Annotated in this window: 20 protein-coding genes and 2 tRNA genes; 18 read left to right on the top strand and 4 right to left on the bottom strand. The window is 64.1% G+C overall.

The window, feature by feature from the left end; genetic code table 11:
• Positions 1–11 precede the first annotated feature (11 nt).
• A complete protein-coding gene (carB, locus tag GEV37_RS08455; RefSeq protein WP_227389807.1) occupies positions 12–3,242 on the top strand; it encodes a carbamoyl-phosphate synthase large subunit in 3,231 nt (1,076 codons plus the stop codon).
• The gene (gene greA, locus GEV37_RS08450; protein WP_227389806.1) at positions 3,239–3,715 is read left to right on the top strand and encodes a transcription elongation factor GreA; all 477 of its coding nucleotides are present in this window, start codon (positions 3,239–3,241) and stop codon (positions 3,713–3,715) included. The genes carB and greA overlap by 4 nt, the downstream gene beginning before the upstream one ends.
• A gap of 94 nt (positions 3,716–3,809) precedes the next feature.
• Here greA and yhbY read toward each other — a convergent pair whose 3' ends face one another.
• The gene (gene yhbY / locus GEV37_RS08445) at positions 3,810–4,136 is read right to left on the bottom strand and encodes a ribosome assembly RNA-binding protein YhbY (protein ID WP_227389805.1); all 327 of its coding nucleotides are present in this window, start codon (positions 4,134–4,136) and stop codon (positions 3,810–3,812) included.
• A gap of 120 nt (positions 4,137–4,256) precedes the next feature.
• Between yhbY and rlmE the strand changes: the two genes are divergently transcribed.
• The 16 genes from rlmE to GEV37_RS08365 all read left to right on the top strand — a co-directional run bounded on the left by rlmE (position 4,257) and on the right by GEV37_RS08365 (position 21,238).
• Positions 4,257–4,904 carry a 23S rRNA (uridine(2552)-2'-O)-methyltransferase RlmE gene (gene rlmE / locus GEV37_RS08440; protein WP_227389804.1) on the top strand — a complete coding sequence of 216 codons (648 nt, stop codon included), beginning with the start codon at positions 4,257–4,259 and terminating at the stop codon, positions 4,902–4,904.
• A 213-nt stretch (positions 4,905–5,117) separates the two neighbouring features.
• Positions 5,118–7,112 (top strand): ATP-dependent zinc metalloprotease FtsH, encoded by a 1,995-nt coding sequence (gene ftsH, locus GEV37_RS08435; protein WP_227389803.1) that lies wholly within the window; start codon positions 5,118–5,120, stop codon positions 7,110–7,112.
• Between the two features lie 98 nt (positions 7,113–7,210).
• Positions 7,211–8,119 carry a dihydropteroate synthase gene (gene folP, locus GEV37_RS08430; protein ID WP_386111411.1) on the top strand — a complete coding sequence of 303 codons (909 nt, stop codon included), beginning with the start codon at positions 7,211–7,213 and terminating at the stop codon, positions 8,117–8,119.
• Positions 8,116–9,465: a phosphoglucosamine mutase gene (gene glmM, locus GEV37_RS08425; protein WP_227389802.1), complete on the top strand. Its 1,350-nt coding sequence runs from the start codon at positions 8,116–8,118 to the stop codon at positions 9,463–9,465. The genes folP and glmM overlap by 4 nt, the downstream gene beginning before the upstream one ends.
• Positions 9,466–9,556: 91 nt before the next feature.
• Entirely contained in the window at positions 9,557–10,306 is a 750-nt protein-coding gene (gene tpiA, locus GEV37_RS08420) for a triose-phosphate isomerase (RefSeq protein ID WP_227389801.1), read from the top strand.
• A gap of 4 nt (positions 10,307–10,310) precedes the next feature.
• Entirely contained in the window at positions 10,311–10,670 is a 360-nt protein-coding gene (gene secG / locus GEV37_RS08415) for a preprotein translocase subunit SecG (protein WP_227389800.1), read from the top strand.
• A 35-nt stretch (positions 10,671–10,705) separates the two neighbouring features.
• Positions 10,706–10,792 (top strand) — tRNA-Leu (locus tag GEV37_RS08410).
• A 109-nt stretch (positions 10,793–10,901) separates the two neighbouring features.
• Positions 10,902–10,978, top strand: a tRNA-Met gene (locus GEV37_RS08405).
• A gap of 320 nt (positions 10,979–11,298) precedes the next feature.
• Positions 11,299–11,760 (top strand): ribosome maturation factor RimP, encoded by a 462-nt coding sequence (rimP, locus tag GEV37_RS08400; RefSeq protein ID WP_227389799.1) that lies wholly within the window; start codon positions 11,299–11,301, stop codon positions 11,758–11,760.
• A gap of 65 nt (positions 11,761–11,825) precedes the next feature.
• A complete protein-coding gene (nusA, locus tag GEV37_RS08395; RefSeq protein ID WP_227389798.1) occupies positions 11,826–13,340 on the top strand; it encodes a transcription termination factor NusA in 1,515 nt (504 codons plus the stop codon).
• Positions 13,341–13,367: 27 nt separating this feature from the next.
• Complete coding sequence (gene infB / locus GEV37_RS08390; RefSeq protein ID WP_227389797.1) at positions 13,368–15,884, top strand: translation initiation factor IF-2; 2,517 nt, start codon at positions 13,368–13,370, stop codon at positions 15,882–15,884.
• Between the two features lie 18 nt (positions 15,885–15,902).
• Positions 15,903–16,313: a 30S ribosome-binding factor RbfA gene (gene rbfA / locus GEV37_RS08385; protein WP_227389796.1), complete on the top strand. Its 411-nt coding sequence runs from the start codon at positions 15,903–15,905 to the stop codon at positions 16,311–16,313.
• The gene (gene truB, locus GEV37_RS08380; protein ID WP_227389795.1) at positions 16,313–17,233 is read left to right on the top strand and encodes a tRNA pseudouridine(55) synthase TruB; all 921 of its coding nucleotides are present in this window, start codon (positions 16,313–16,315) and stop codon (positions 17,231–17,233) included. Before rbfA ends, truB begins: the two co-directional genes overlap by 1 nt.
• Before the next feature lie 118 nt (positions 17,234–17,351).
• Positions 17,352–17,621, top strand: coding sequence for a 30S ribosomal protein S15 (gene rpsO, locus GEV37_RS08375; RefSeq protein ID WP_027337656.1), 270 nt, complete (start codon positions 17,352–17,354; stop codon positions 17,619–17,621).
• A 211-nt stretch (positions 17,622–17,832) separates the two neighbouring features.
• The gene (gene pnp / locus GEV37_RS08370; RefSeq protein WP_227389794.1) at positions 17,833–19,977 is read left to right on the top strand and encodes a polyribonucleotide nucleotidyltransferase; all 2,145 of its coding nucleotides are present in this window, start codon (positions 17,833–17,835) and stop codon (positions 19,975–19,977) included.
• 85 nt (positions 19,978–20,062) lie between these two features.
• The gene (locus GEV37_RS08365) at positions 20,063–21,238 is read left to right on the top strand and encodes an MFS transporter (RefSeq protein WP_227389793.1); all 1,176 of its coding nucleotides are present in this window, start codon (positions 20,063–20,065) and stop codon (positions 21,236–21,238) included.
• Positions 21,239–21,312: 74 nt separating this feature from the next.
• Here the strand turns inward: GEV37_RS08365 and GEV37_RS08360 are convergent, their stop codons facing one another.
• From GEV37_RS08360 to folK, 3 genes are all read right to left on the bottom strand, one after another.
• Entirely contained in the window at positions 21,313–22,491 is a 1,179-nt protein-coding gene (locus GEV37_RS08360) for an acetyl-CoA C-acetyltransferase (RefSeq protein WP_227389792.1), read from the bottom strand.
• 127 nt (positions 22,492–22,618) lie between these two features.
• On the bottom strand, positions 22,619–23,464 hold the full coding sequence (gene panC, locus GEV37_RS08355; RefSeq protein ID WP_227389791.1) for a pantoate--beta-alanine ligase: 846 nt from the start codon (positions 23,462–23,464) through the stop codon (positions 22,619–22,621).
• A gap of 27 nt (positions 23,465–23,491) precedes the next feature.
• On the bottom strand, positions 23,492–23,989 hold the full coding sequence (gene folK, locus GEV37_RS08350) for a 2-amino-4-hydroxy-6-hydroxymethyldihydropteridine diphosphokinase (protein ID WP_227390121.1): 498 nt from the start codon (positions 23,987–23,989) through the stop codon (positions 23,492–23,494).
• Positions 23,990–23,993: the final 4 nt, after the last annotated feature.

The raw sequence follows: 23,993 nt of genomic DNA, 5'->3' as shown, positions 1-23,993 counted from the left end.
CGGGAACCGTTATGCCCAAGCGTACCGATATCAATACCATTCTCATCATTGGCGCCGGCCCCATCGTCATCGGCCAGGCCTGCGAATTCGACTACTCCGGCGCCCAGGCGTGCAAGGCGCTGCGCGAGGAGGGCTTTCGCGTTGTACTGGTGAACTCCAACCCGGCCACCATCATGACCGACCCGGCCATGGCGGACGCTACCTACATCGAGCCGATCACCTGGCAGGCGGTGGAGAAGATCATCGAAGCGGAGAAGCCCGACGCTATCCTGCCCACCATGGGCGGCCAGACCGCGCTCAACTGCGCCCTGGATCTCGAAAAGCACGGCGTACTCGAAAAGCACGGCGTCGAGATGATCGGCGCCAACGCCGACGCCATCAACATGGCCGAAGACCGCGACCTGTTCGACCAGGCGATGAAACGCATCGGTCTCGAGTGCCCGAAGGCGAAGGTTGCCCACACCATGGACGAGGCCTGGGAAATCCAGGCGGAGCTCGGCTTTCCGACCATCATTCGTCCCTCCTACACCATGGGCGGCTCCGGTGGCGGCGTGGCCTACAACAAGGAGGAGTTCGAGGAGATCTGCACCCGCGGCTTCGAGCTCTCCAACAACCACGAGCTTCTGATCGACGAATCGCTTCTGGGCTGGAAGGAGTACGAGATGGAGGTCGTTCGGGACAAGAACGACAACTGCATCATCGTCTGCGCGATCGAGAACTTCGACCCGATGGGCGTGCACACCGGCGACTCGATCACCGTGGCGCCGGCCCAGACGCTGACGGATAAAGAGTACCAGATCATGCGCGACGCCTCCTTGGCGGTGCTGCGCGAGATCGGCGTCGAGACCGGCGGCTCCAACGTCCAGTTCGGCATGGACCCGAAGACCGGCCGCCTGGTGGTCATCGAGATGAACCCGCGGGTATCGCGTTCCTCTGCTCTGGCCTCCAAGGCGACGGGCTTCCCGATCGCCAAGATCGCCGCGAAACTGGCCGTCGGCTACACCCTGGACGAGCTGCAGAACGACATCACCGGCGGCGCGACCCCGGCCTCCTTCGAGCCGTCGATCGACTACGTCGTCACCAAGATTCCGCGCTTCACCTTCGAGAAATTCCCCCAGGCCAACGACCGCCTGACCACCCAGATGAAGTCGGTGGGCGAGGTAATGGCGATCGGTCGCACCTTCCAGGAATCCTTGCAGAAGGCGCTGCGCGGCATGGAGACCGGCAACGACGGACTCGATCCGATCGTCACCGACTTCAGCGACGACAACATGGCGCTGATCAAGGGCGAGCTTCAGGCCGCCGGTGCCGAGCGCATCTTCTTTGTGGCCGACGCCATGCGCAGCGGCATGAGCGTGGACGAGGTGTTCGCGCTGACCAACATCGACCCCTGGTTCCTCGTCCAGCTCGAGGACCTGGTACTGACCGAGAAGGCGGTCGCCGAGCGCACGCTCTCCGACTTCACTGCACAGGAGCTCTACCGCTTGAAGCGCAAAGGCTTCGGCGATGCGCGCCTCTCGAGGCTCCTCGGCGTCTCGGAAAAGGAGTTCCGCCAGACGCGTCAGAAAGCCGGCATCCGACCGGTCTACAAGCGGGTCGATACCTGTGCGGCCGAGTTTGCCTCCGATACCGCCTACATGTACTCCACTTACGAGGAGGAGTGCGAGGCGGACGTGTCCGATCGCCAGAAGATCATGGTGCTTGGCGGCGGGCCGAACCGCATCGGCCAGGGTATCGAGTTCGATTACTGCTGCGTTCACGCCGCCTTCGCCATGCGCGACGACGGTTATGAAACCATCATGGTCAACTGCAACCCGGAAACCGTCTCCACCGACTACGACACCTCGGATCGTCTCTACTTCGAGCCGGTGACCCTCGAGGACGTGCTCGAGATCGCCGACAAGGAGAAGCCGGTCGGCGTGATCGTCCAGTTCGGCGGCCAGACGCCGCTCAAGCTCGCCCGCGAGCTCGAAGCGGCGGGCGTGCCGATCATCGGCACCACGCCGGACGCCATCGACCGCGCCGAGGACCGCGAGCGCTTCCAGCAGATGATCGACAAGCTGGGCCTCAAGCAGCCGCCCAACGCCACTGCGAGAAGCTTCGACGAGGCCTTCGCCAAGGCCGAGACTATCGGCTACCCGCTGGTGGTGCGCCCGAGCTACGTGCTCGGCGGCCGGGCCATGGAGATCGTTTATGATGCCTCCGAGCTCGAAAACTACATGACCAACGCGGTGAAGGTCTCCAACGACTCGCCGGTGCTGCTGGATCACTTCCTGAGCGCGGCGGTGGAGGTCGACATCGACGCCGTGTCCGACGGTGAGCAGGTGGTGATCGGCGGCATCATGCAGCACGTCGAGCAGGCAGGCGTTCACTCCGGCGACTCCGCCTGTGCGCTGCCGCCTTATTCACTGCCGGCGGATGTTCAGGACGAGATGCGCGATCAGGTCAAGCGCATGGCGGTCGAGCTCGGCGTGAAGGGCCTGATGAACGTGCAGCTCGCCTGGCAGGACGGTGAGATCTACGTCATCGAGGTGAACCCGCGCGCCTCGCGCACCGTGCCCTTCGTCTCGAAGTGCATCGGCACCTCGCTTGCCCAGGTGGCGGCGCGCTGCATGGCCGGCGTAACGCTCGCCGCGCAAGGCTTCGAGCGCGAGATCGTGCCGCACTTCTACAGCGTCAAGGAGGCGGTGTTCCCGTTCAACAAGTTCCAGGGGGTCGACCCGATTCTCTCGCCGGAAATGAAGTCCACCGGCGAGGTAATGGGCTCCGGCGACACCTTCGCCGAGGCGTTCTACAAGGCGCAGCTCGGCGCCGGCGAGGCGATTCCGGCCCTCGATGGCCCGCGCAAGGCGTTCCTGTCGGTGCGTGAGCCGGATAAGGCGGGGATTATCGAAGTCGCGCGTTCTCTGCTAACATTGGGCTTCACGCTATGTGCCACTCGCGGCACGGCAGCGGCCCTGGAGGCCGCCGGCCTCGCGGTGGAGCACGTCAATAAAGTCTACGAAGGCCGCCCCCATATCGTCGATTCGCTCAAGAACGACGAGATCGCCTATATCGTGAATACCACCGAAGGTCGTCAAGCCATCAACGACTCTTCGATCATTCGCCGTACTGCGCTGGCGCGCAAGGTGCCCTATGCGACCACCTTGGCGGGCGCCAATGCCGTTTGCATGGCGCTGGAGTACGGCCGGGAGATCACGGTGCGGCGCCTTCAGGATCTGCATGCAGGAGCAAGTCAATGAACAAGGTCCCGATGACCGTCGCGGGCGAGCAAAGCCTTCGCGAAGAGCTCAATCACCTCAAGGGCGAAGCGCGCCCCACGGTGATTGCAGCCATCGCCGAGGCGCGGGAGCACGGTGATCTCAAGGAGAACGCCGAGTACCACGCCGCTCGCGAGCAGCAGGGCTTCATCGAAGGGCGCATCCAGGAGATCGAGAGCAAGCTCTCCGGCGCCCAGGTGATCGATGTGACCAAGCTGCCGAAGACCGGCAAGGTGATCTTCGGGGTGACGGTATCGCTTCTGAACCTGGATAGCGACGCTGAAGTGACCTACAAGATCGTCGGCGAGGACGAAGCCGACATCAAGGCCGGGCGCATCTCGGTCACTTCCCCCATCGCGCGTGCGCTGATCGGCAAGGAAGAGGGTGACGTGGTGGTGGTCAAGACCCCGGGTGGCGACGTCGAGTACGAGATCGAGAGCGTCGAGCACCTCTAGCCGTCAGGCAGGTCAAAAAAAGCCCGGGAGTCTTCTCCCGGGCTTTTGGCGTTTCGAGGCTTTCATGCGCTCTTGGCGGCATCGGGCGCGGCGCTCAGTGCCGGCCGTGATGGTTCTCGAAGCGGCTGATGTTGGAAAGCTTGGGGTTGGCGCTTGGGTTTCTGCGATACAGTAGCGCCATCTTGCCGATGGTCTGGACGAGCTCCGCGCCGCTGTCGTTGACCAGCTCCTGGATCATCGCCGCGCGGTCGTCGCGCTCAGGCAAGGCCAGCTTGACCTTGATCAGCTCATGGTCGTTCAGCGCCCGGCCGAGCTCGGCGAGCAGCGTCTCGGAAATGCCGTTCTCGGAGACCGTTACCACCGGGTTCAGGTGGTGGCCGATGCTGCGAAATGCTTTCTTTTGTGCCTGTGACAAGCTCATGGTATCTTGCGGTATCCCGGTTTGCGCTTAACGCTCCATCTTACGGCGAAACGTCGTCGAGTGAAAGCGTCCCGCCCGGTCGTTTCCGACATCCATGCCTTCACGCCAGACAGACACCCCATGCAGCAAAAGCCCCCAGGCCGCAAGCACGCCGTCAGCAAGACCAGCGCCAGCTGGATGAAAGAGCACTTCGACGACCAGTACGTCAAGCAGAGCTGGCAGGATGGCTATCGCTCCCGGGCAAGCTACAAGCTCCTGGAGCTCGACGAGAAGGACAAGCTGTTTCGCCCCGGCATGACGGTGATCGATCTCGGCGCCGCCCCCGGCGGCTGGAGCCAGGTGGCTGCCGAGAAGGTCGGCATCGATGGCGTGGTGATCGCCTCGGACATTCTCGAGATGGACGCGCTGGCCGGGGTCGATTTCATCCAGGGCGATTTCACCGAAGAGAGCGTCCTAAACGCGATTTTGGAAACGCTCGGTGATCGGCAGGTGGACCTTGTGATGTCGGACATGGCCCCCAATATGAGTGGCATGGCCGCCATCGACCAGCCCCAGGCGATGTACCTGGTCGAGCTCGCGCTCGAGCTTGCCCGGGAAACCCTGCCCAAGGGCGGCACGTTTCTCGCCAAGGTGTTCCAGGGCGAAGGGTTCGATGCCTATCTCAAGGAGCTGAAAGGGTCGTTCGACCGCGTGGTGACGCGCAAGCCCGGCGCCTCGCGCGCACGCTCCCGCGAGGTCTATTTCCTGGCTCAGGGGTTTCGCGGATGACCCGTGCAAAGCCGTACCGATAGAAGATGCACCGAAACAATAGTAAAGCGATCATCGCCCCGGCGGGCGCAGCGCCTGCCACCCTGGTGAACGCGCATATGGCATTGATGGCCCAAAGTCAAACGTGCTTTGGCAATGGTTGAACGGAGTGCTCTAGTGTAAGGTCTGAGTATCGACGGTTAACTGACGGATTCTTGTAATGAGGGTAGCCCCTTGAACGATATGGCGAAGAACCTGATCCTGTGGTTGGTCATCGCGGCCGTGCTGCTGACAGTGTTCAATAATTTCAGTACGGAAAGCGCACCGCAGTCCACCAACTACTCCCAGTTCGTGCAGCAGGTGCAAAATCAACAGGTTCGTAGCGTCACCATCGACGGCTACACCATTTCCGGTGAGCGCACCGACGGTTCGCAGTTCCAGACCATCCGCCCGGCGGCGGAAGACCCCAAGCTGATGGATGACCTTCTGAGCAACAACGTCACTGTCGTCGGCAAGGAGCCGGAGCAGCAGAGCATCTGGACGCGACTCTTGATCGCGAGTTTCCCGATCCTGCTGATCCTGGCCATCTTCATGTTCTTCATGCGCCAGATGCAGGGCGGGGCCGGCGGCGGCAAGGGAGGGCCGATGAGCTTCGGCAAGTCCAAGGCCAAGCTGCTGTCCCAGGATCAGATCAAGACCACCTTCGCCGATGTCGCCGGCTGCGACGAGGCGAAAGAGGAGGTCGAGGAGCTGGTCGACTTCCTGCGTGACCCGACCAAGTTCCAGCGCCTGGGCGGTACCATTCCGCGCGGCGTGCTGATGGTGGGCCCGCCGGGTACCGGCAAGACGCTGCTGGCGAAATCCATCGCCGGCGAGGCGAAGGTGCCGTTCTTCTCGATCTCCGGCTCCGACTTCGTCGAGATGTTCGTGGGTGTCGGCGCCTCGCGGGTACGCGACATGTTCGAGCAGGCCAAGAAGCAGGCGCCCTGCATCATCTTCATCGACGAGATCGATGCCGTGGGTCGTTCGCGCGGCGCCGGCATGGGCGGCGGCAACGACGAGCGTGAGCAGACGCTGAACCAGCTGCTGGTCGAGATGGATGGCTTCGAGGCCAACGAAGGCATCATCGTCATCGCCGCGACCAACCGCCCGGACGTGCTCGACCCCGCGCTTCTGCGCCCGGGCCGTTTCGATCGTCAGGTTACCGTGGGCCTGCCCGACATTCGTGGTCGTGAGCACATCCTTGGCGTGCACCTGCGCAAGGTGCCGCTGGCCGAGGACGTCAAGCCGGTGATCATCGCTCGTGGTACGCCCGGCTTCTCCGGTGCGGATCTGGCCAACCTGGTCAACGAGGCCGCACTCTTTGCCGCGCGGCGCAACAAGCGCCTGGTCGGCATGGAGGAGCTCGAGCTCGCCAAGGACAAGATCATGATGGGCGCCGAGCGCAAGTCCATGGTCATGACCGACAAGGAGAAGCTCAACACCGCCTACCACGAAGCCGGTCACGCGATCATCGGTCTGGTCATGCCGGAGCACGACCCGGTCTACAAGGTGACGATCATTCCGCGCGGACGTGCCTTGGGCGTCACGATGTTCCTGCCGGAAGAGGATCGCTACAGCCTGTCGCGCCAGCAGATCCTGAGCCAGATCTGCTCGCTGTTCGGCGGCCGTATCGCCGAGGAGATGACGCTCGGTCCCAACGGCGTGACCACCGGTGCCTCGAACGACATCAAGCGGGCCACCGAATTGGCCCACAACATGGTCGCCAAGTGGGGCCTGTCGGACGAGATGGGCCCGATCATGTACGACGAGGACGAGTCCCACCAGTTCCTCGGCGGCCCGGGCCAGGGTGGTGGCAAGCTGAAGTCCGGCGAGACCACCTCTCGCCTGGACAAGGAAGTGCGCAAGATCATCGATGAGTGCTATGAGCAGGCGCGCCAGATCCTGCACGACAACCGCGACAAGCTCGACGCCATGACCGAAGCGCTGATGAAGTACGAGACCATCGATGCACTTCAGCTCAAGGACATCATGGAAGGCAAGGATCCGCGCCCGCCGGAAGGCTGGAACGACGGCGACTCCTCCGGCGGCGGTACGCCCATCGGCGGCGACAAGGTCGAGCCGAAGCAGGACGATGCGGAGGTAGGCGAACCCGGTGATGACGAGGAAGATGACGACGAACCGCGCCGTCGTCCCTCGGACCCGCTCGGTGGGCCGGCCGGGCCTTGAGCCAGGCATCTCGTCACGAAGGCGCCCCACCCTGGGGCGCCTTTTTTGTTATGCTATGGGCCAATTAGCCTCCACGTTTTCATTTATCGGGCTGTCCCATGACCTCAACCGTTGACCCCGAGCAGGCCCCGAGCCACGCTCCCTTCCTGCAGTGCGGCCGCCACCGGCTCGATCTCTCCTTTCCTCGCGTGATGGGAATATTGAACGTCACTCCCGACTCCTTTTCCGACGGCGGCCGCCATGTGGCGCTGGACGACGCGCTGCGCCGTGCCGAGCAAATGCTCGCCGAGGGAGCGGCGGTGATCGATGTCGGCGGCGAGTCGACCCGTCCCGGCGCCGATGCCGTGCCGGAGCAGCAGGAACTGGATCGCGTCGCGCCGGTGGTCGAGGCGCTGGTGCGCGAGCTCGATGCGCTGGTCTCCGTGGATACCAGCAGCGCACGGGTGATGCGCGAGTCCGCGGCGCGCGGGGCGAGCATGATCAACGACGTGCGTGGTCTCGAGCGCGACGGTGCGCTCGCCGCGGCGGCGGAAAGCTGCCTGCCGGTGTGCCTGATGCATCGCCAGGGTGAGCCGCGGGACATGCAGCACGCCCCACACTATGACGTGCCCGTCGAACAGGCCGTCGCGGACTACCTCGCCGCGCGGGTCAGCGCCTGCAACGCTGCCGGGATCAATCGCCATCAGCTGCTGCTCGACCCGGGTTTCGGTTTCGGCAAGAGCGTCGAGCACAACTTGCGCCTTCTCAATCGGATGCGCTCGCTCGACATGCTGGGCTTGCCGTTGCTGGTCGGCATGTCGCGCAAGAGCATGATCGGCAAGGTGCTGGGGCGGCCAGTCGAGGAGCGCCTGCCCGGGGGGCTGGCACTCTCGGCACTGGCGGTGGAGCGGGGGGCGAAAATAGTACGCGTGCATGATGTCGGCGCCACCGTGGATGCCGTTACCATGGCGTGGGCGGTCCTCCAGGAAGGCTGCGAGCCGTCGATCCACAAGGAATCCTTATCATGACACGACGCTATTTCGGTACCGACGGCATTCGCGGCACGGTGGGCGAGGCGCCCATTACCGCCGACTTCATGCTCAAACTCGGCTGGGCGGCAGGGCAGGTGCTGCGCCGCGAGAAGGGTCGCACCCGCGTGCTGATCGGTAAGGACACGCGCATTTCGGGCTACATGTTCGAATCTGCCCTCGAGGCGGGCCTTTCCGCCGCCGGCGTGGATGTGTCGCTTCTGGGTCCCATGCCGACGCCGGGTATCGCGTATCTCACGCGCACCTTCCGTGCCGACGCCGGTATTGTCATCTCCGCCTCGCACAACCCGTTCGAGGACAACGGCATCAAGTTCTTCTCTGCCGAGGGCCGAAAGCTTCCCGACGAGTTCGAGGACCGGATCGAGGCCATGCTGGACGCGCCGCTCGAGACCGTGGCGGCCGCCCATCTCGGCAAGGCCACGCGGATCGACGACGCCGCCGGGCGCTATATCGAGTTCTGCAAGTCGACACTGCCGGATCGGCTCAGTCTTCACGGGCTCTCGGTGGTGCTTGACTGCGCCCACGGCGCGACCTACCACATCGCGCCGAGCGTGTTTCGCGAGCTGGGCGCCGAGGTGAGCGTGATCGGCGCCGCCCCCAACGGGCTCAACATCAACCAGCAGGTGGGCTCCACCCATCCGGCGGCACTGCGCGCGGCGGTGATCCAGCAGGGCGCGGATATCGGCATCGCCTTCGACGGTGACGGCGACCGGGTACTGCTGGTCGACGCCGATGGCCGCGAGGTCGACGGCGACGACATTCTCTACCTGATCGCCCGCGACCGCTTCGACCGGGGCCTGCTGGAAGGCGGGGTGGTCGGCACTCAGATGAGCAACTTCGGCCTGGCCATGGCGCTTTCGGAGCTCGGTATTCCCTTCGAGCGTGCCAAGGTGGGCGATCGCTTCGTGATGGAAAAGATGGCCGCCCACGGTTGGGAGCTCGGCGGCGAGTCCTCCGGGCATATCGTCTGCGCCCACGTGCAGACCACCGGCGACGGCATCGTGTCGGCGCTTCAGGTGCTGGCATTGATGATGCGCGAACAGCAGACGCTGGCGGCGCTGTTGAAGGGGTTCGAGAAGGTGCCTCAGGCGTTGGTCAACGTGCGCCTGCCCGCCGGCACCGATGCTCGGCAGGTGATGGCCGCGCCGGCGCTCGATGAGGCGGTCGGCGAGCTCGAAGCCACGCTCGGCGACCAGGGGCGAGTGCTCCTGCGCCCGTCCGGTACCGAGCCCTTGATTCGCGTGATGGTCGAAGGCCGGGCCCATCTTGATGTCCAGGCCCTGGCCCAGGGGCTCGCCCAGCGCGTCGAGGCGCTTTTGCCCTAGGCGGCGCGAGCTCTGACGGTCATGTTGACAGCGGTTGTCTTGACAAGGCCGCTCCTATACCATTTCGCTCCACCTTGAGAGAGGATACTGAATGCGCACACTCCTGATTGCCGGTAACTGGAAGATGAACGGTTCCAAGGCGCTGCTGGACGCGTTCGCAAGCGCCTTTGCGCCCCCCGCCCTGGCGGACCGGGTGGAGGTGGCGATGATCGTGCCGTTTCCCTACCTGGATGCCGCCCGGCGGGCGTTCGAGTCCACGCCGCTCAAGCTGGGTGCACAGACGTTGAATCCCGAGGCCTCCGGTGCCCATACCGGCGAGGTGAGCGCGTCGATGCTGGGCGAGTGTGGCGTCACCTACGTGCTGGTGGGTCACTCCGAGCGTCGCGCCCTCTACGGCGAGACCGATGCCGACGTGCTGGCCCGGGCCAAGACCGCGCTCGAGAACGATCTCACGCCGATTCTGTGCGTGGGCGAAACGCTTGAAGAGCGCGAGGCCGGGCGCACCATGGACGTGGTGCTCGCCCAGGTCGAGGCGGTGCTGTCGCCGCTGGCGCCGACGGCGCGTCAGCGCCTGGTGATCGCTTATGAGCCCGTCTGGGCGATCGGCACCGGACGCACGGCGACGCCTGAACAGGCCCAGGAGGTGATGGCCGGCATTCGCGGCTATCTCGCGCGTCTGGATACGACCCTCGCCGAGGGGATGGTACTTCTCTACGGTGGAAGCATGAACGCCGGCAATGCCGCCGAGCTTCTCGCAAAGCCGGATATCGACGGCGGTTTGGTGGGCGGCGCTTCGCTCAAAACCGACGATTTCTTAGCCATTTGTCAGTCAGCAGGATAACGTCATGCAAGTTGCAATATTGATGGTTCACGTGGTCATCGCGATCGCGCTCGTAGTACTTATCCTGCTTCAGCAGGGCAAGGGTGCCGATGCCGGTGCCTCCTTCGGCGGTGGCGCCTCGCAGACCGTGTTCGGCTCGCGCGGCAGCGGCAACTTCCTGTCACGCACCACCGGCGTACTGGCGGCGGGTTTCTTCGTCACATCCCTGACGCTGGCCTACTTCGCGACCCAGGCCGGTCAGGCGCCCGAGGCCGGTATTCCGGATGCGCGCGTGATCGAGCAACAACAAAGTGTTCCAACGCTTGACGAAGGGTCCGATAGTGTGGATAATGCAGCGCCAGTGCTAGAGGGAAACGGCGAGTAAGTGATTGACGCCGCTTTCGTTTAGCCTCCCCTGATGCCGAAGTGGTGGAATTGGTAGACACGCTATCTTGAGGGGGTAGTGACCTTACGGTCGTGCGGGTTCAAGTCCCGCCTTCGGCACCATTCTGAAGCAGATTTCGATCTGTGTCCCAGAGTTCAGGATTGGCACCTGAGACGAAAAGAGCCCTTGACGAAAGTTGGTTGAGTGGCTATTATCGTCCACCTAGATTGATGCGGGGTGGAGCAGTCTGGTAGCTCGTCGGGCTCATAACCCGAAGGTCATCGGTTCAAATCCGGTCCCCGCTACCATCTTCTACAAACGGTGTATGCGCAGCTTGAGTTTCGATTTCGATCGAATTGCTGGCAAGAATACAGCACCGGCTTGTCGAGATGGGCCTACAGGTTTCTTTTGAAAAGCCCCTTCCTGTGAAGGGGCTTTTTGTTAGTCGCTTATCGCCTCGAGCGAGAAATGGACTGACGACCGAAGTAGCTTTTTGCGAGCCAAGCGTGTCTCGATATCGGCGCAAGCCTCGTCGGGCGCACATTTTCAGGTAACGCCAATCAGCCACCTAGCTTTCCTCATGACTCCTGGCCAGGTGCCTGATGCAACGGCTATAGGAGCTTCGTTTGTGGCCACGAAACATGCAGCGCTGCACGCGCTGATCGAGCCTGTCGTTGCTGCCATGGGTTTCGAGCTATGGGGCATCGACCATCTTTCCCAAGGCAAGCACTCGCGTCTGGTGATCTACATCGAGCGCGAAAGCGGCGTGAGCGTCGAGGACTGCGCCGACATCAGCCGCCAGGTCAGTGCGGTGATGGATGTCGAAGATCCCATTCCCGGCGAGTACCGCCTGGAAGTCTCGTCGCCGGGCATGGCTCGGCCTCTTTATACCCTTGATCATTTCACCCGCTATCAGGGCCACGACGTGGCGCTCAAGCTGCGGACCGCCTTCGACGGGCGTCGCAAGTTTCAGGGCCTGCTCGCGGGTGTCGAGGGCGACGAGGTGTTGCTTCAGATCGACGGCGAGGAGTACTGCTTCCCGATCGAAAGCATCGACGCTGCACAGATTGTCCCGCGGTTCGACGATTAAAAAAAGCGCGGCCCCAACGGCTGGGGCGAAGCACAAAAGGACAGGTTTACTGGCGAGGCATACGCATGAGTAAAGAAATCTTGATGGTCGTTGACACGATCTCCAACGAAAAGGGCGTTTCACGCGACGTGATCTTCGAGGCGGTCGAAGCGGCGCTGGCCAGCGCCTCGCGCAAGCGCTTCGAGCAAGAAGAAGCCAACGTGCGCGTGCATATCGATCGTCGCACCGGCGACTACGACACCTTCCGCTACTGGACGGTGGTCGAGGACGACGAGTTCGAGACCCCGGACTACGAGATCAAGCAGACCATCGCCGAGCAGCGCGATCCGCCTCTGGCACTCGGTGACGTGGTCGAGCAGAAGATCGAGAACGCCGTGTTCGGCCGCATCGCTGCCCAGACCGCCAAGCAGGTCATCGTGCAGAAGGTGCGCGAGGCCGAGCGCGCCGAAGTGGTTCGCCAGTACGCCGACCGTGAAGGCGAGCTGGTCGCCGGTATCGTCAAGAAGACGACCCGTGACGGCCTGATCATCGACCTTGGCGAGAACGCCGAGGCATTCCTGGCGCGCAACGAGATGATTCACGGCGAACGCTACCGCATGAACGAACGCGTGCGGGCGCTGCTGGTCAAGGTCGACGCGGATGCTCGTGGCGCCCAGCTGCAGCTTTCGCGCACTAATCCCCAGTTCATCATCGAGCTGTTCAAGATCGAGGTGCCGGAGATCGCCGAGCAGCTCATCGAGATCAAGGGCGCGGCGCGCGATCCGGGCTCGCGGGCCAAGATCGCCGTCAAGACCAACGACCGGCGTATCGACCCGGTCGGCGCCTGTGTCGGCATGCGCGGCTCGCGGGTTCAGGCGGTCTCTTCCGAGCTTCAAAACGAGCGTGTCGACATCGTGCTGTGGGACGACAACCCGGCGCAGTTGGTCATCAACGCCATGGCTCCGGCGGACGTCGCCTCGATTCTGGTCGATGAAGATGCCCACGCCATGGACGTCGCGGTTGCCCAGGACAACCTGGCTCAGGCCATCGGCCGCAGCGGTCAGAACGTGCGCCTGGCCTCGGAACTCACTGGCTGGCGGATCAACGTCATGACCGAAGATGAGGCCGAGTCCAAGCGCGAGCAGGAGATCGACAGTCTGGTCGACTCTTTCGTGGCACATCTGGGCGTGGACGACGAGGTCGCGCGTCTGCTGGTCGAGGAAGGGTTCACCACCCTGGAAGAAGTGGCCTACGTGCCGCTTGAAGAGATGCTCGAGATCGAGGAGTTCGACGAAGAGCTGGTCGAGGAGCTGCGCGCCCGCGCCAAGGACGAGCTGCTGACGATGGCGATCGCCTCTGAAGAAGCACTCGACGGCGCTCAGCCGGCGACTGATTTGCTTGAAATGGACGGCATGGAGCGCCATCTGGCCTTCATCCTGGCCAGTCGTGGCATCGTCACCATGGAGGATCTCGCCGAGCAGTCTGTCGATGATCTGATCGATATCGAGGAATTGGACGAAGCGCGCGCAGCGGCACTGATCATGACTGCCCGTGCGCCCTGGTTCGAAGACGACAGTGAAACGGCTTCGAACACACAGTAAACAGGTCACGGGCTTTGGAGGGTCACTATGTCAGATATGACGGTTAAGGATTTTGCAGCGAAAGTGGGCCGCGATGTGCCCCGCCTGCTGGAACAGATGAAAGAGGCGGGCCTTGCGCACGCCTCGGAAAGCGATGCCGTGTCCGAAGAGGACAAGCAGAAGCTCTTGAGCTTTCTCAAGAAGAGCCACGGCGGAAGCGACGCCGCGGATGCGGGCAAGAACCGCATCACCCTGACGCGCAAGACGCGCAGCCGTATCAAGACCGGCGAGCGCGGCAAGACCATCGAGGTCCAGGTTCGCAAGAAAAAGACCTACGTCAAGCGCGCCGAGGAAGAGAAGCCCAAGGCAGCGGAGCCTGCACACACAGGTCCGCGCCAGCTGGTCGGCGACATGGCCGAGGCGGAAGCCGAGCGCAAGGTGCGTGAAGCCGAAGAGCGCGCTGCCACCGAGAAGGCCAAGGCCGCCGAGGACGCCGCACGCAAGGAAACCGAAGGCAAGGCCGCTGCCGCCAAGCTCGAGGTGCCGGAACTTCAGATCGACGACACCCCAGCGTCCGACGACCTGCCCCCGGCACCGCCGAAGGAAGGTCGTACCGATCGCCGTACCGCGCCGCCCAAGAAGACGGCCACCAAGAAGAAAGGCCGTGACGACGATGACGATCGCGGTGATCGCGAAGAGCGCAAGCGCGGTGGCGCCGGCAAGAAGGCCAAGCGTGCCGAGCGTCGCGGCGGTCGTCGTGGCAGCATCAGTGGCAACGGCAAGCACGGCTTCCAGAAACCGACCCAGCCGATCGTGCGTGAAGTCTCGATCCCCGAGTCGATCAGCGTGGCCGAGCTCGCCGACAAGATGTCGATCAAGGCCAACGAAGTGATCAAGGCGATGTTCACCATGGGCGCGGCGGTGACCATCAACCAGACCATCGACCAGGACACCGCAGCGATCGTCGTCGAGGAGATGGGTCACAAGGTCAAGCTGGTGAAGGACGATGCGCTTGAGACCGAAATGCTCGAGGGCATCTCCTACGAAGGCGAAGAGATCACCCGTTCGCCGGTCGTGACCGTCATGGGGCACGTCGACCACGGTAAAACATCGCTTCTCGACTACGTGCGTCGCGCCAAGGTGGCCACCGGCGAAGCCGGCGGCATCACACAGCACATCGGTGCCTACCACGTGGAAGACGAGCACGGTGGCGTGACCTTCCTCGATACCCCCGGCCACGCGGCGTTCACCGCCATGCGTGCCCGCGGTGCCAAGGCCACCGACGTGGTCATCCTGGTGGTCGCGGCGGACGACGGCGTCATGCCCCAGACCATCGAGGCGATCGAGCACTCCAAGGCGGCCGAGGTTCCGATGGTCGTCGCGGTGAACAAGATCGACAAGCCGGACGCCGATCCGGACCGGGTCAAGAACGAGCTCTCCCAGCACGGCGTCATCTCCGAGGAGTGGGGCGGCGACACCCAGTTCGTCCACGTCTCGGCGAAAAGCGGTGAAGGCATCGAGGATCTGCTCGAAGCGATCCAGCTGGTGTCCGAAGTGCTCGAGCTCAAGGCCGTACCGTCAGCGCCGGGCAAGGGCGTGGTGGTCGAATCGCGTCTCGACAAGGGCCGCGGCCCGGTCGCGACCGTACTGGTCCAGAACGGTACCCTGAAGAAGGGCGACATCGTGCTGGCCGGCCTGCACTACGGCCGCGTACGTGCGCTGACCAATGAACTCGGCAAGCAGGTCGATGAGGCCGGCCCCGCCATGCCCGTCGAGATCCAGGGCCTGGACGGAACGCCGGATGCCGGTGACGACTTCATGGTCGTGGCCGACGAGCGCAAGGCGCGCGAAGTCGCCAACTTCCGTCAGGGCAAGTACCGCGAAGTGCGTCTGGCGCGCCAGCAGAAGGCCAAGCTCGAGAACATGTTCAGCCAGATGGGCCAGGACGAAGTCGCCAAGGTCAACATCGTGCTCAAGGCCGACGTGCAGGGCTCTTTAGAGGCGATTCGCGGTGCGCTCGAAGAGCTCTCCACCGACGAAGTGCAGGTGGCGGTCGTCTCCTCCGGTGTGGGCGGCATCACCGGTACCGACGCCAACCTGGCGCTAGCCTCCGAGGCCATCGTGGTCGGCTTCAACGTGCGTGCCGACGCCGCTGCCCGCGAGATCATCGAGCGTGAAGGGCTGGATCTGCGCTACTACAGCGTCATCTACCACCTGATCGATGAGGTCAAGCAGGCGATGAGCGGTATGCTCGCGCCGGAGTGGAAAGAAGAGATCGTCGGCGTGGCTGAGGTTCGCGACGTGTTCCGCGCGCCGAAGATCGGTGCAGTGGCCGGCTGTATGGTCGTCGAGGGCACCGTGCACCGCAACAAGCGCATCCGCGTGCTGCGCGAGAACGTGGTGATCTACGAGGGCGAGCTCGAGTCGCTGCGTCGCTTCAAGGACGACGTTCAGGAAGTGCGTAACGGCATCGAGTGCGGTATCGGCGTAAAGAACTACAACGACGTCCAGGTCGGCGACAAGATCGAAGTCTTCGACCAGGTCAAGGTCGAGCGCACCCTGTAAGGGGCGCGAGGAGCCATCATGCGCGAATTCAAGCGTACCGACCGAGTGGCCGACCAGCTCCAGAAGGAGCTGGCGGTGCTTATCCAGCGCGAGGTCAAGGACCCGCGCCTGGGCATGATCACGGTAAGCGGCGCGACCGTCAGCCGCGACCTGGGCTACGCCGACATCTACGTCACCCTCCTGGGTGAACAGGCGCCCGAGCGTATCAAGGAGAACCTGCAGGTGCTCAAGCGCGCCAGCGGGTTTCTGAGAAGCCAGATCGCCAAGCGGATCAAGCTGCGCCACGTGCCGGAGCTGCGCTTTCATTACGATGAGAGCGTGGTGCGCGGCCAGCAGCTGTCGTCGCTGATCGACGAGGCTGTCTCGAGTGACCGCGCCCGCCAGGGCGGCGACGAGGATGACGCCGAGCAGGGCGGAGAGTCACGCTGATGGCGCGCCGCCGCAAGGGCCTGCCGGTCAACGGCGTGGTGCTGCTGGACAAGCCGAAGGGCCTTTCCAGCAACCACGCCCTGCAGCGCGTGCGCCGGCTGTTCGAGGCGCAAAAGGCGGGTCATACCGGGACCCTCGATCCCATGGCGACCGGGCTTCTGCCGATCTGTCTGGGCGAGGCGACCAAGTTCTCGGCGCACCTTCTCGAAGCCGACAAGGTGTATCGCACCCGAGTGGAGCTCGGGGTGATCACCGACACCGGCGACGCTGAGGGTGAAGTGATCGAGCGTCGCGCGGTGCCCGCGCTGACCGAGCAGGACGTCGAGGCCGCCATCGCGCGCTTTCGCGGCGAGATCGACCAGGTGCCGCCGATGTACTCGGCCCTCAAGCACCAGGGCAAGAAGCTCTACGAGCTTGCCCGGGAAGGCAAGGAGGTCGAGCGCAAGGCGCGCCGGGTGTGCATTCATGAGGCGCGTCTGATCGCTTTCGAGGGCACCGCGTTCGAGCTCGAGGTGAGCGTGAGCAAGGGCACCTACATCCGCACGCTGGCCGAGGATATCGGCGCAGCACTCGGCTGCGGGGCGCACATCAGCGCCTTGAGAAGGCTCAAGACTGGGCCCTTCGACAGTACTGCGATATGGACCCTCGAGGCGCTCGAAGCCCTCGGGGATCCGTCCACCCGCGAGGCGCAGCTGATGCCGGCGGACGTGCTGGTCGAGCATCTGCCCGTACTGGTCGTGGACGATACCGCTCACGCTCGGCTGGCCCACGGCCAGAGTGCCACGGCGAACGTATCGGCACTCGATGTCGGGGCGCTGGCAAGACTCTATCACGCCGAGGTCTTCATCGGCCTTGGCGTGGTGAAGGGCCCGCAGGAAGTGGCGCCCAGGCGGCTGTTGAGTACGGTCGCCATTTCGTAATAGATCGCGGTAAAACGTTGCAAGGAGGCGGCGAATTACGCGAAAATAGCACTTGAGACTGCAAATATGCGTGGTCTCACCCATTCATTGTTAGGCATATTGCTGACTGGAGAGACAGATGGCATTAACCGCTGAGAAAAAGGCCGAGATCGTCAACGAATACGGCCGCGGCGAGAACGACACCGGATCCCCCGAGGTGCAGGTCGCTCTGCTGAGCGCCAACATCAACGGCCTGCAGGACCATTTCAAGACCAACAAGCAGGATCACCACTCCCGTCGTGGTCTGATCCGCATGGTCAACCAGCGTCGTAAGCTGCTGGACTACCTCAAGCGCAAGGATTTCGAGCGCTACCAGTCGCTGATCCAGCGTCTGGGCCTGCGTCGCTAAGACGCCTGCCTTCGGGCAAGCGTGGCGCATACGAAAACGGGCAGCCCTTCGGGGCTGCCCGTTTTTTCGTGCCCATGGCCTGCCATGTATCGCACCCGACCTTTGCGATGCCGGGTTTCTGGTGGCCCTTGAAGGCCACAGCGCCTAGAATAGTGGCGAGTCAAACGACCCAAGATCAGACAAGTAACTCTTCAAGTCAAAGGAAGTCGCCGTGAATCCGGTAAAGAAAACGTTCCAGTACGGTCGCAGCACCGTCACCCTCGAGACCGGGCGCATCGCTCGCCAAGCCACCGGTGCCGTCATGGTCACCATGGACGATACCGTGGTGCTGTGCACCGTGGTGGCGAAGAAAGACGTCAACCCCGGCCAGCCCTTCTTCCCGCTCTCGGTGCACTACCAGGAAAAGACCTACGCGGTCGGCAAGATTCCCGGCGGCTTCTTCAAGCGCGAAGGGCGCCCCACCGAGAAGGAGACGCTCACCTCACGCCTGATCGACCGCCCGATTCGCCCGCTGTTTCCCAAGGGCTTCATGAACGAAGTGCAGGTGATCTGTACCGTTCTCTCTACCGACCGTAATCATGACCCGGATATCGCCGCGATGCTCGGCACCTCGGCGGCACTCGCCGTTTCCGGTGTGCCCTTCAACGGTCCGATCGGCGCGGCGCGCGTCGGCTTCAACGAAGAGCAGGGCTATTTCCTGAACCCGACCGTCGAGGAGCTCAAGACCTCCGAGCTCGACATGGTCGTCGCCGGTACCGAAAACGCCGTGCTTATGGTCGAGTCCGAAGCCCAGGAGCTGCTTGAGGACGAGATGCTTGGTGCTGTGCTGTTCGGACACCAGGAGATGCAGGTCGCGGTCAGCGCCATCAAGGAGCTGGCCGAGCAGGCGGGCAAGCCGCGCTGGGAGTGGCAACCTGCCGAAGAAAACAAGGCGCTGAAATCCGCCATTGCCGAACAGTTCGAGGCAAAGGTGGGCGAGGCCTACCGCATCACCGACAAGATGGAGCGCCAGGACGCGCTGGCCGCCTTGAAGGAGCAGGCGCTCGAGGCGCTGGGTGCGGTCGAAGGCGAGCCGGTCAACGACAAGTTCGACCGTGACGCAGTGAAAGGCGCTTTTGCTGCCCTCGAGAAGCGTGTGGTGCGCTCGCGTGTGGTGAAAGGCGAGCCTCGTATCGATGGCCGCGACAACACCACCGTGCGCCCGCTCTCCATCGAGGTCGGCGTGCTGCCCAAGACCCACGGTTCGGCAGTGTTCACGCGTGGCGAGACTCAGGCGATCGCCGTGGCGACCCTCGGCACGCTGCGTGACTCGCAGTTGATCGAGTCGCTCGAGGGCGAGCGCAAGGACCGCTTCATGCTGCATTACAACTTCCCCCCCTACTCGGTGGGCGAAGCGGGCTTCATGGGCGGGCCCAAGCGCCGCGAAATCGGCCACGGTCGTCTGGCGCGCCGCGGCGTGCAGGCGATGCTGCCCTCCGAAGATGCCTTCCCCTACACCATTCGCGTGGTCTCCGAGATCACCGAGTCCAACGGCTCCAGCTCGATGGCCTCGGTGTGCGGCTCCTCCTTGGCGCTGATGGACGCCGGCGTGCCGCTGAAAGCGCCGGTCGCCGGGATCGCCATGGGTCTGGTCAAGGACGCCGACGGCTACGCGGTGCTGACCGATATCCTGGGCGACGAGGATCACCTCGGCGACATGGACTTTAAGGTCGCGGGCTCCGAAGAGGGCGTCACGGCGCTGCAGATGGATATCAAGATCGAGGGCATCAACGAGGAGATCATGGAGACCGCGCTGCAGCAGGCTCACCACGCGCGCATCACCATCCTCGAGCAGATGAACGCGGTGATCAACCACAGCCGCACCGAGGTCTCCGAGAACGCGCCGTCGATGGCCACCATCAAGATCGACCCGGACAAGATCCGCGACGTCATCGGCAAGGGCGGCGCGACCATCCGCAAGATCTGCGAAGACACCGGCGCCTCGATCGATCTCGACGACGACGGCACCGTGCGCATCTACGCCGAGGACAAGAAGGCCGCCAAGGCCGCCATCGACACGGTACTGGCGATCACCGCCGAAGCCGAGATCGGCAAGCTCTACAACGGCAAGGTGGTGCGTATTGCCGACTTCGGCGCGTTCGTCAACATCATGCCAGGTACCGACGGTCTTGTGCACATCTCCCAGATCGTGCCGGAGCGGGTCAACGATGTACGTGACTTCCTCAACGAAGGCGACGAGGTGGTGGTCAAGGTGCTCGACATCGACAACCGCAACCGCGTGAAGCTCTCGATCAAGGAGATCACCGAGGAAGAGAAGGCGGCCTTCGCCGCTGAAAACGAAAGTACCGCCGAGTAAGCAGGACCGCGGTGCTCACGCCGCCCCCGCAGCTTCCGGCTGCGGGGGCGGCGTCGTTTGAATACGCTGAAAGCCAGGAGAAGGCATGGAGCAACAGGCAAGATGGTGGGCGGTGGTCGCGGTGATGGGCGGCATTTTTTTGCTGGTGACCGCCGAGCAACTGCCGATCGGTCTGCTGTCGCAGATCGCCCGCGAAATGGGCGTCAGTGAAGGTACGGCCGGACTGATGGTCACGGTGCCCGGCGTGGTGGCAGCGTTTGCCGCGCCGCTTCTGCCGGTGGCGGTGGGGCGCATGGATCGACGAGTGATGCTCACCGCGCTGATGGTCGCCATGACGGTCGGCAGCGTGCTGTCGGCGCTGGCGTCGAGCTTCGTTGCGCTGCTGGCCGCGCGGGTCTTGATCGGCGTGAGCATCGGCGGGTTCTGGGCGATCGCCGGCGGTATTGCCCCGCGCCTGGTGCCGGAGCAGAGCGTGCCCAAGGCGATGACGGTCATCTTCGGCGGCGTGACGGCGGCGTCAGTACTCGGCGTGCCGCTGGGCACGCTATTGGGCGACATGAGCAACTGGCGCTGGGTATTCGGCGGGCTCGGCGGCGTCAGCCTGCTCGTCGGCGGCGCGCTCTGGCTGACGCTGCCGGCGCTGGCCCCGCGCGAGCCGGTGCGCCTGGGCGTGCTGTTTCGCCAGCTCGCCAATCGCGGCGTGCGCGTGGCGGTGCTCACCACTGGCTGCGTGGTGGTGGGCCACTTCGTCGCCTACACCTTCATCAGCCCGATCCTGCAGAACATCAGCGGCGTCGAGCAGCGCCACGTGGGTACGCTGCTGCTGCTCTACGGCGCGGCGGGCATCATCGGCAACGTGGTGGCGGGGATGAAAGCTGCACGCAACCCCTACATCGCCGTGCTGATGATCCCGGTGCTGCTGGTCGTGATCGTGGCGAGCTTTCCGCTGCTGGGGACGAACCCGCACACCGGCGTGGGGCTCTTGATGCTGTGGGGCGCGGTCTTCGGCAGCATTTCGGTGAGCATCCAGACCTGGATACTGCGCACCGCCCCGAACACCGAAGCGGCCACCGCGCTGATGGCCTTCGTGTTCAACCTGTCGATCGGCCTCGGCGCGCTGCTCGGCGGGCGGGTGGTCGACACTACCAGCCTCTCCACCACCATGTGGGCCGCTGCGGCGCTGTTTCTGATCGGTGTCGTGCTGGTCGGACGCACGCCGTCACGGCTGGTCAACAAAGGGCGAATCAGGGAGCTTCCGTGAACGTCGCGCTTGAGCGCTCCAAAAGCAAAAGCCCCGGCCATTCGCCGGGGCTTTTCAGTAGAAGGCTTACTGGCTTACGGGCGCTCGATCGCCAGCGCCACGCCCTGGCCGCCACCGATGCACAGCGTCGCGAGCCCTTTCTTGGCGTCGCGGGCGATCATCTCGTGAATCAGCGAGACCAGCACGCGACAGCCCGAGGCCCCGATGGGGTGGCCAAGGGCGATGGCGCCGCCGTTGACGTTCACTTTCGAGACGTCCCAGCCGAGCTCCTTGTTGACCGACAGTGCCTGGGCGGCGAAGGCCTCGTTGGCCTCGGCCAGATCCAGCTCGTCGAGACTCCAGCCCGCCTTTTCCAGGCAGCGCCGGGTCGCCGGTGCCGGGCCGATACCCATGATCGCCGGATCCACCCCGGCGTTGGCATAGGCCTTGATGCGCGCCAGCGGCGTAAGGCCCAACGCTTTCGCCTTCTCGGCGGAGCAGACCATGACCACCGCGGCACCGTCGTTGAGCGAGGAGGCATTACCGGCGGTCACGGTGCCATCCTTCTTGAATGCGGGCTTCATGCCGGCGAGCTTGTCGGCAGTGACTTCGCGCGGGTTCTCGTCGGTATCGAAGACGATCGGGTCGCCCTTACGCTGAGGAATCTCGACCGGCACGATCTGGCTCTTGAACTTGCCCTCCTTGATCGCACGGGCGGCATTCTGTTGCGACTGTGCGGCGAACTCGTCCATCTGCTCACGGGTGATGCCATACTTTTCGGCCAGGTTCTCGGCGGTGATGCCCATGTGATAGTCGTTGAAGGCGTCCCACAGGCCGTCGTGCACCATGGTGTCGATCGCCTTCCAGTCGCCCATGCGCTGGCCCTGGCGTGAGTGCGGAAGCACGTGGGGCGAGGCGGACATGTTCTCCTGGCCGCCGGCGATGATCAGCTCGGCGTCGCCGCACAAAATCGCCTGGGTCGCCAGGTGGACCGCCTTGAGGCCGGAGCCGCACACCTTGTTGATGGTCATTGCCGGCACGGCGTCCGGCAGGCCCGCCTTGATCGAGGCCTGGCGTGCCGGGTTCTGACCTACGCCTGCGGTCAGCACCTGGCCGAGCAGCACCTCGTCGACCTGGTCGGGTGAGACGCCGGTGGAGGCAAGGATGTCCTTGATCACCAAGGCGCCGAGATCGCTTGCGGGAATGCCGGCGAGCGAGCCGCCGAAGCTGCCGACTGCGGTGCGCCGCGCCGCGACAATGACCACTTCTTGCATGAGAGGGCTCCTGAATTTGATCGGGCGTCATGCCCGGGAACGAGTGCGTACTGCTCAAGCATGTCGGATCAGCATAGGGCGAGTCGCGCATCGCGGCAATACGCTATTGGTAAAGCGCCGCCAGGCCTCAGTCGAGCGTCACGGCGATATTGTCGATCAGCCGCGCCGGCCCGAGCCGGGCGGCGGCGAGCAGCACCGCCTCGCGCGTGCCCAGGGTGACGGGGCCGAGGTCGACGCTTGCAAGCTCCACGTAGTCCGGCGTGAAACCCGCCTCAGTAAGGCGTCGAGTGGCATCATTGATCACTTCGGGCGCCGGGTCGCCGCGCTCCAGCGCCGCCTTGGCCGCCAGCAGGGTACGGTAGAGTTCGGGCGCCACGGCGCGCTGCTTGGCGTTCAGGTAACCATTGCGCGACGACAGCGCCAAGCCATCTTCGGCGCGCTGGGTCGGTACGCCGACGATCTCGATGGGCAGGTGCAGGTCCGCAACGAGCTTGCGGATCACCGCGAGCTGCTGATAGTCCTTCTCGCCGAAGAAGGCGATATCGGGCTGCACCAGGTTGAAGAGGATTGTCACCACGGTGGAGACACCGTCGAAGTGCCCGGGGCGGGCGCGACCGCAAAGGTTATCGCCGACGCCGGGCACCTGCACCCGGGTATGGGCTTCCAGGCCCGCAGGGTAGAGCATCTGGCTGGTCGGGGTGAAAAGGACGTCACAGCCGGTGTCACGCAGCCGGGCCTGATCCGCGTCCAGGGTGCGCGGGTAGGCGTCGAGATCCTCGTTCGGGCCGAACTGCATCGGATTGACGAACAAGCTCGCCACCAGGATGTCGGCGCGCGCTCGGGCGCGCTCCACCAGGGCCATGTGGCCGGCGTGAAGGTTGCCCATGGTGGGCACCAGGGCGATGCGCTGGTGAGCGCGGCGATAGTCAGCCAGGGTCGTTCGAAGGTCGGCGGTGGTTTGCAGGGTACGCATGATCACTCATCCGTGTCGAAGATGGCTTCAGGCTGGGACATCATCCACCAGGCGTTGAACACCCGGGTCCGCGATGCGTGAAATCCAGTGGTTCAAGGGCTGGCCCTGAAGCAACAATGCTGGATCGAGCTCGGCCAGGGGCACGAGCACGAAGGCGCGGTCGCGCATGTGGAGATGAGGTACGCTCAGGCGAGAATGGACGATGGTTTCGTCATCGAACAGCAGCAGGTCGAGATCGAGGGTGCGCGGGCCCCAGTGGCGCAGGCGCCGGCGGCGGTGGCGCTGCTCTAGCGCCTGGAGCTGGTCGAGCAGCGCCAGCGGTGAAAGGCCCGTGTCGATCGCGGCCACCGCATTGACGAAGTCCGGCTGATCCTGAGGACCGACCGGGCGGCTGGCGTAGAGGGATGACGTGCCGTGAAGGGTGGTGAGCGGAAGCTGGCCGAGCTCTTTGATCGCCTGGCGCACCTGAGCCAGCGGCTCGTCGAGGTTACTGCCCAGGCCGATATAGGCGCGGGCACGGGGCAGGGAG

It is taken from the genome of Vreelandella malpeensis (assembly GCF_020622355.1).
Lineage (GTDB): Bacteria > Pseudomonadota > Gammaproteobacteria > Pseudomonadales > Halomonadaceae > Vreelandella > Vreelandella malpeensis.
Note: the sequence above shows the minus strand (reverse complement) of the source record. Positions and strands in the feature narration are given on the sequence as shown.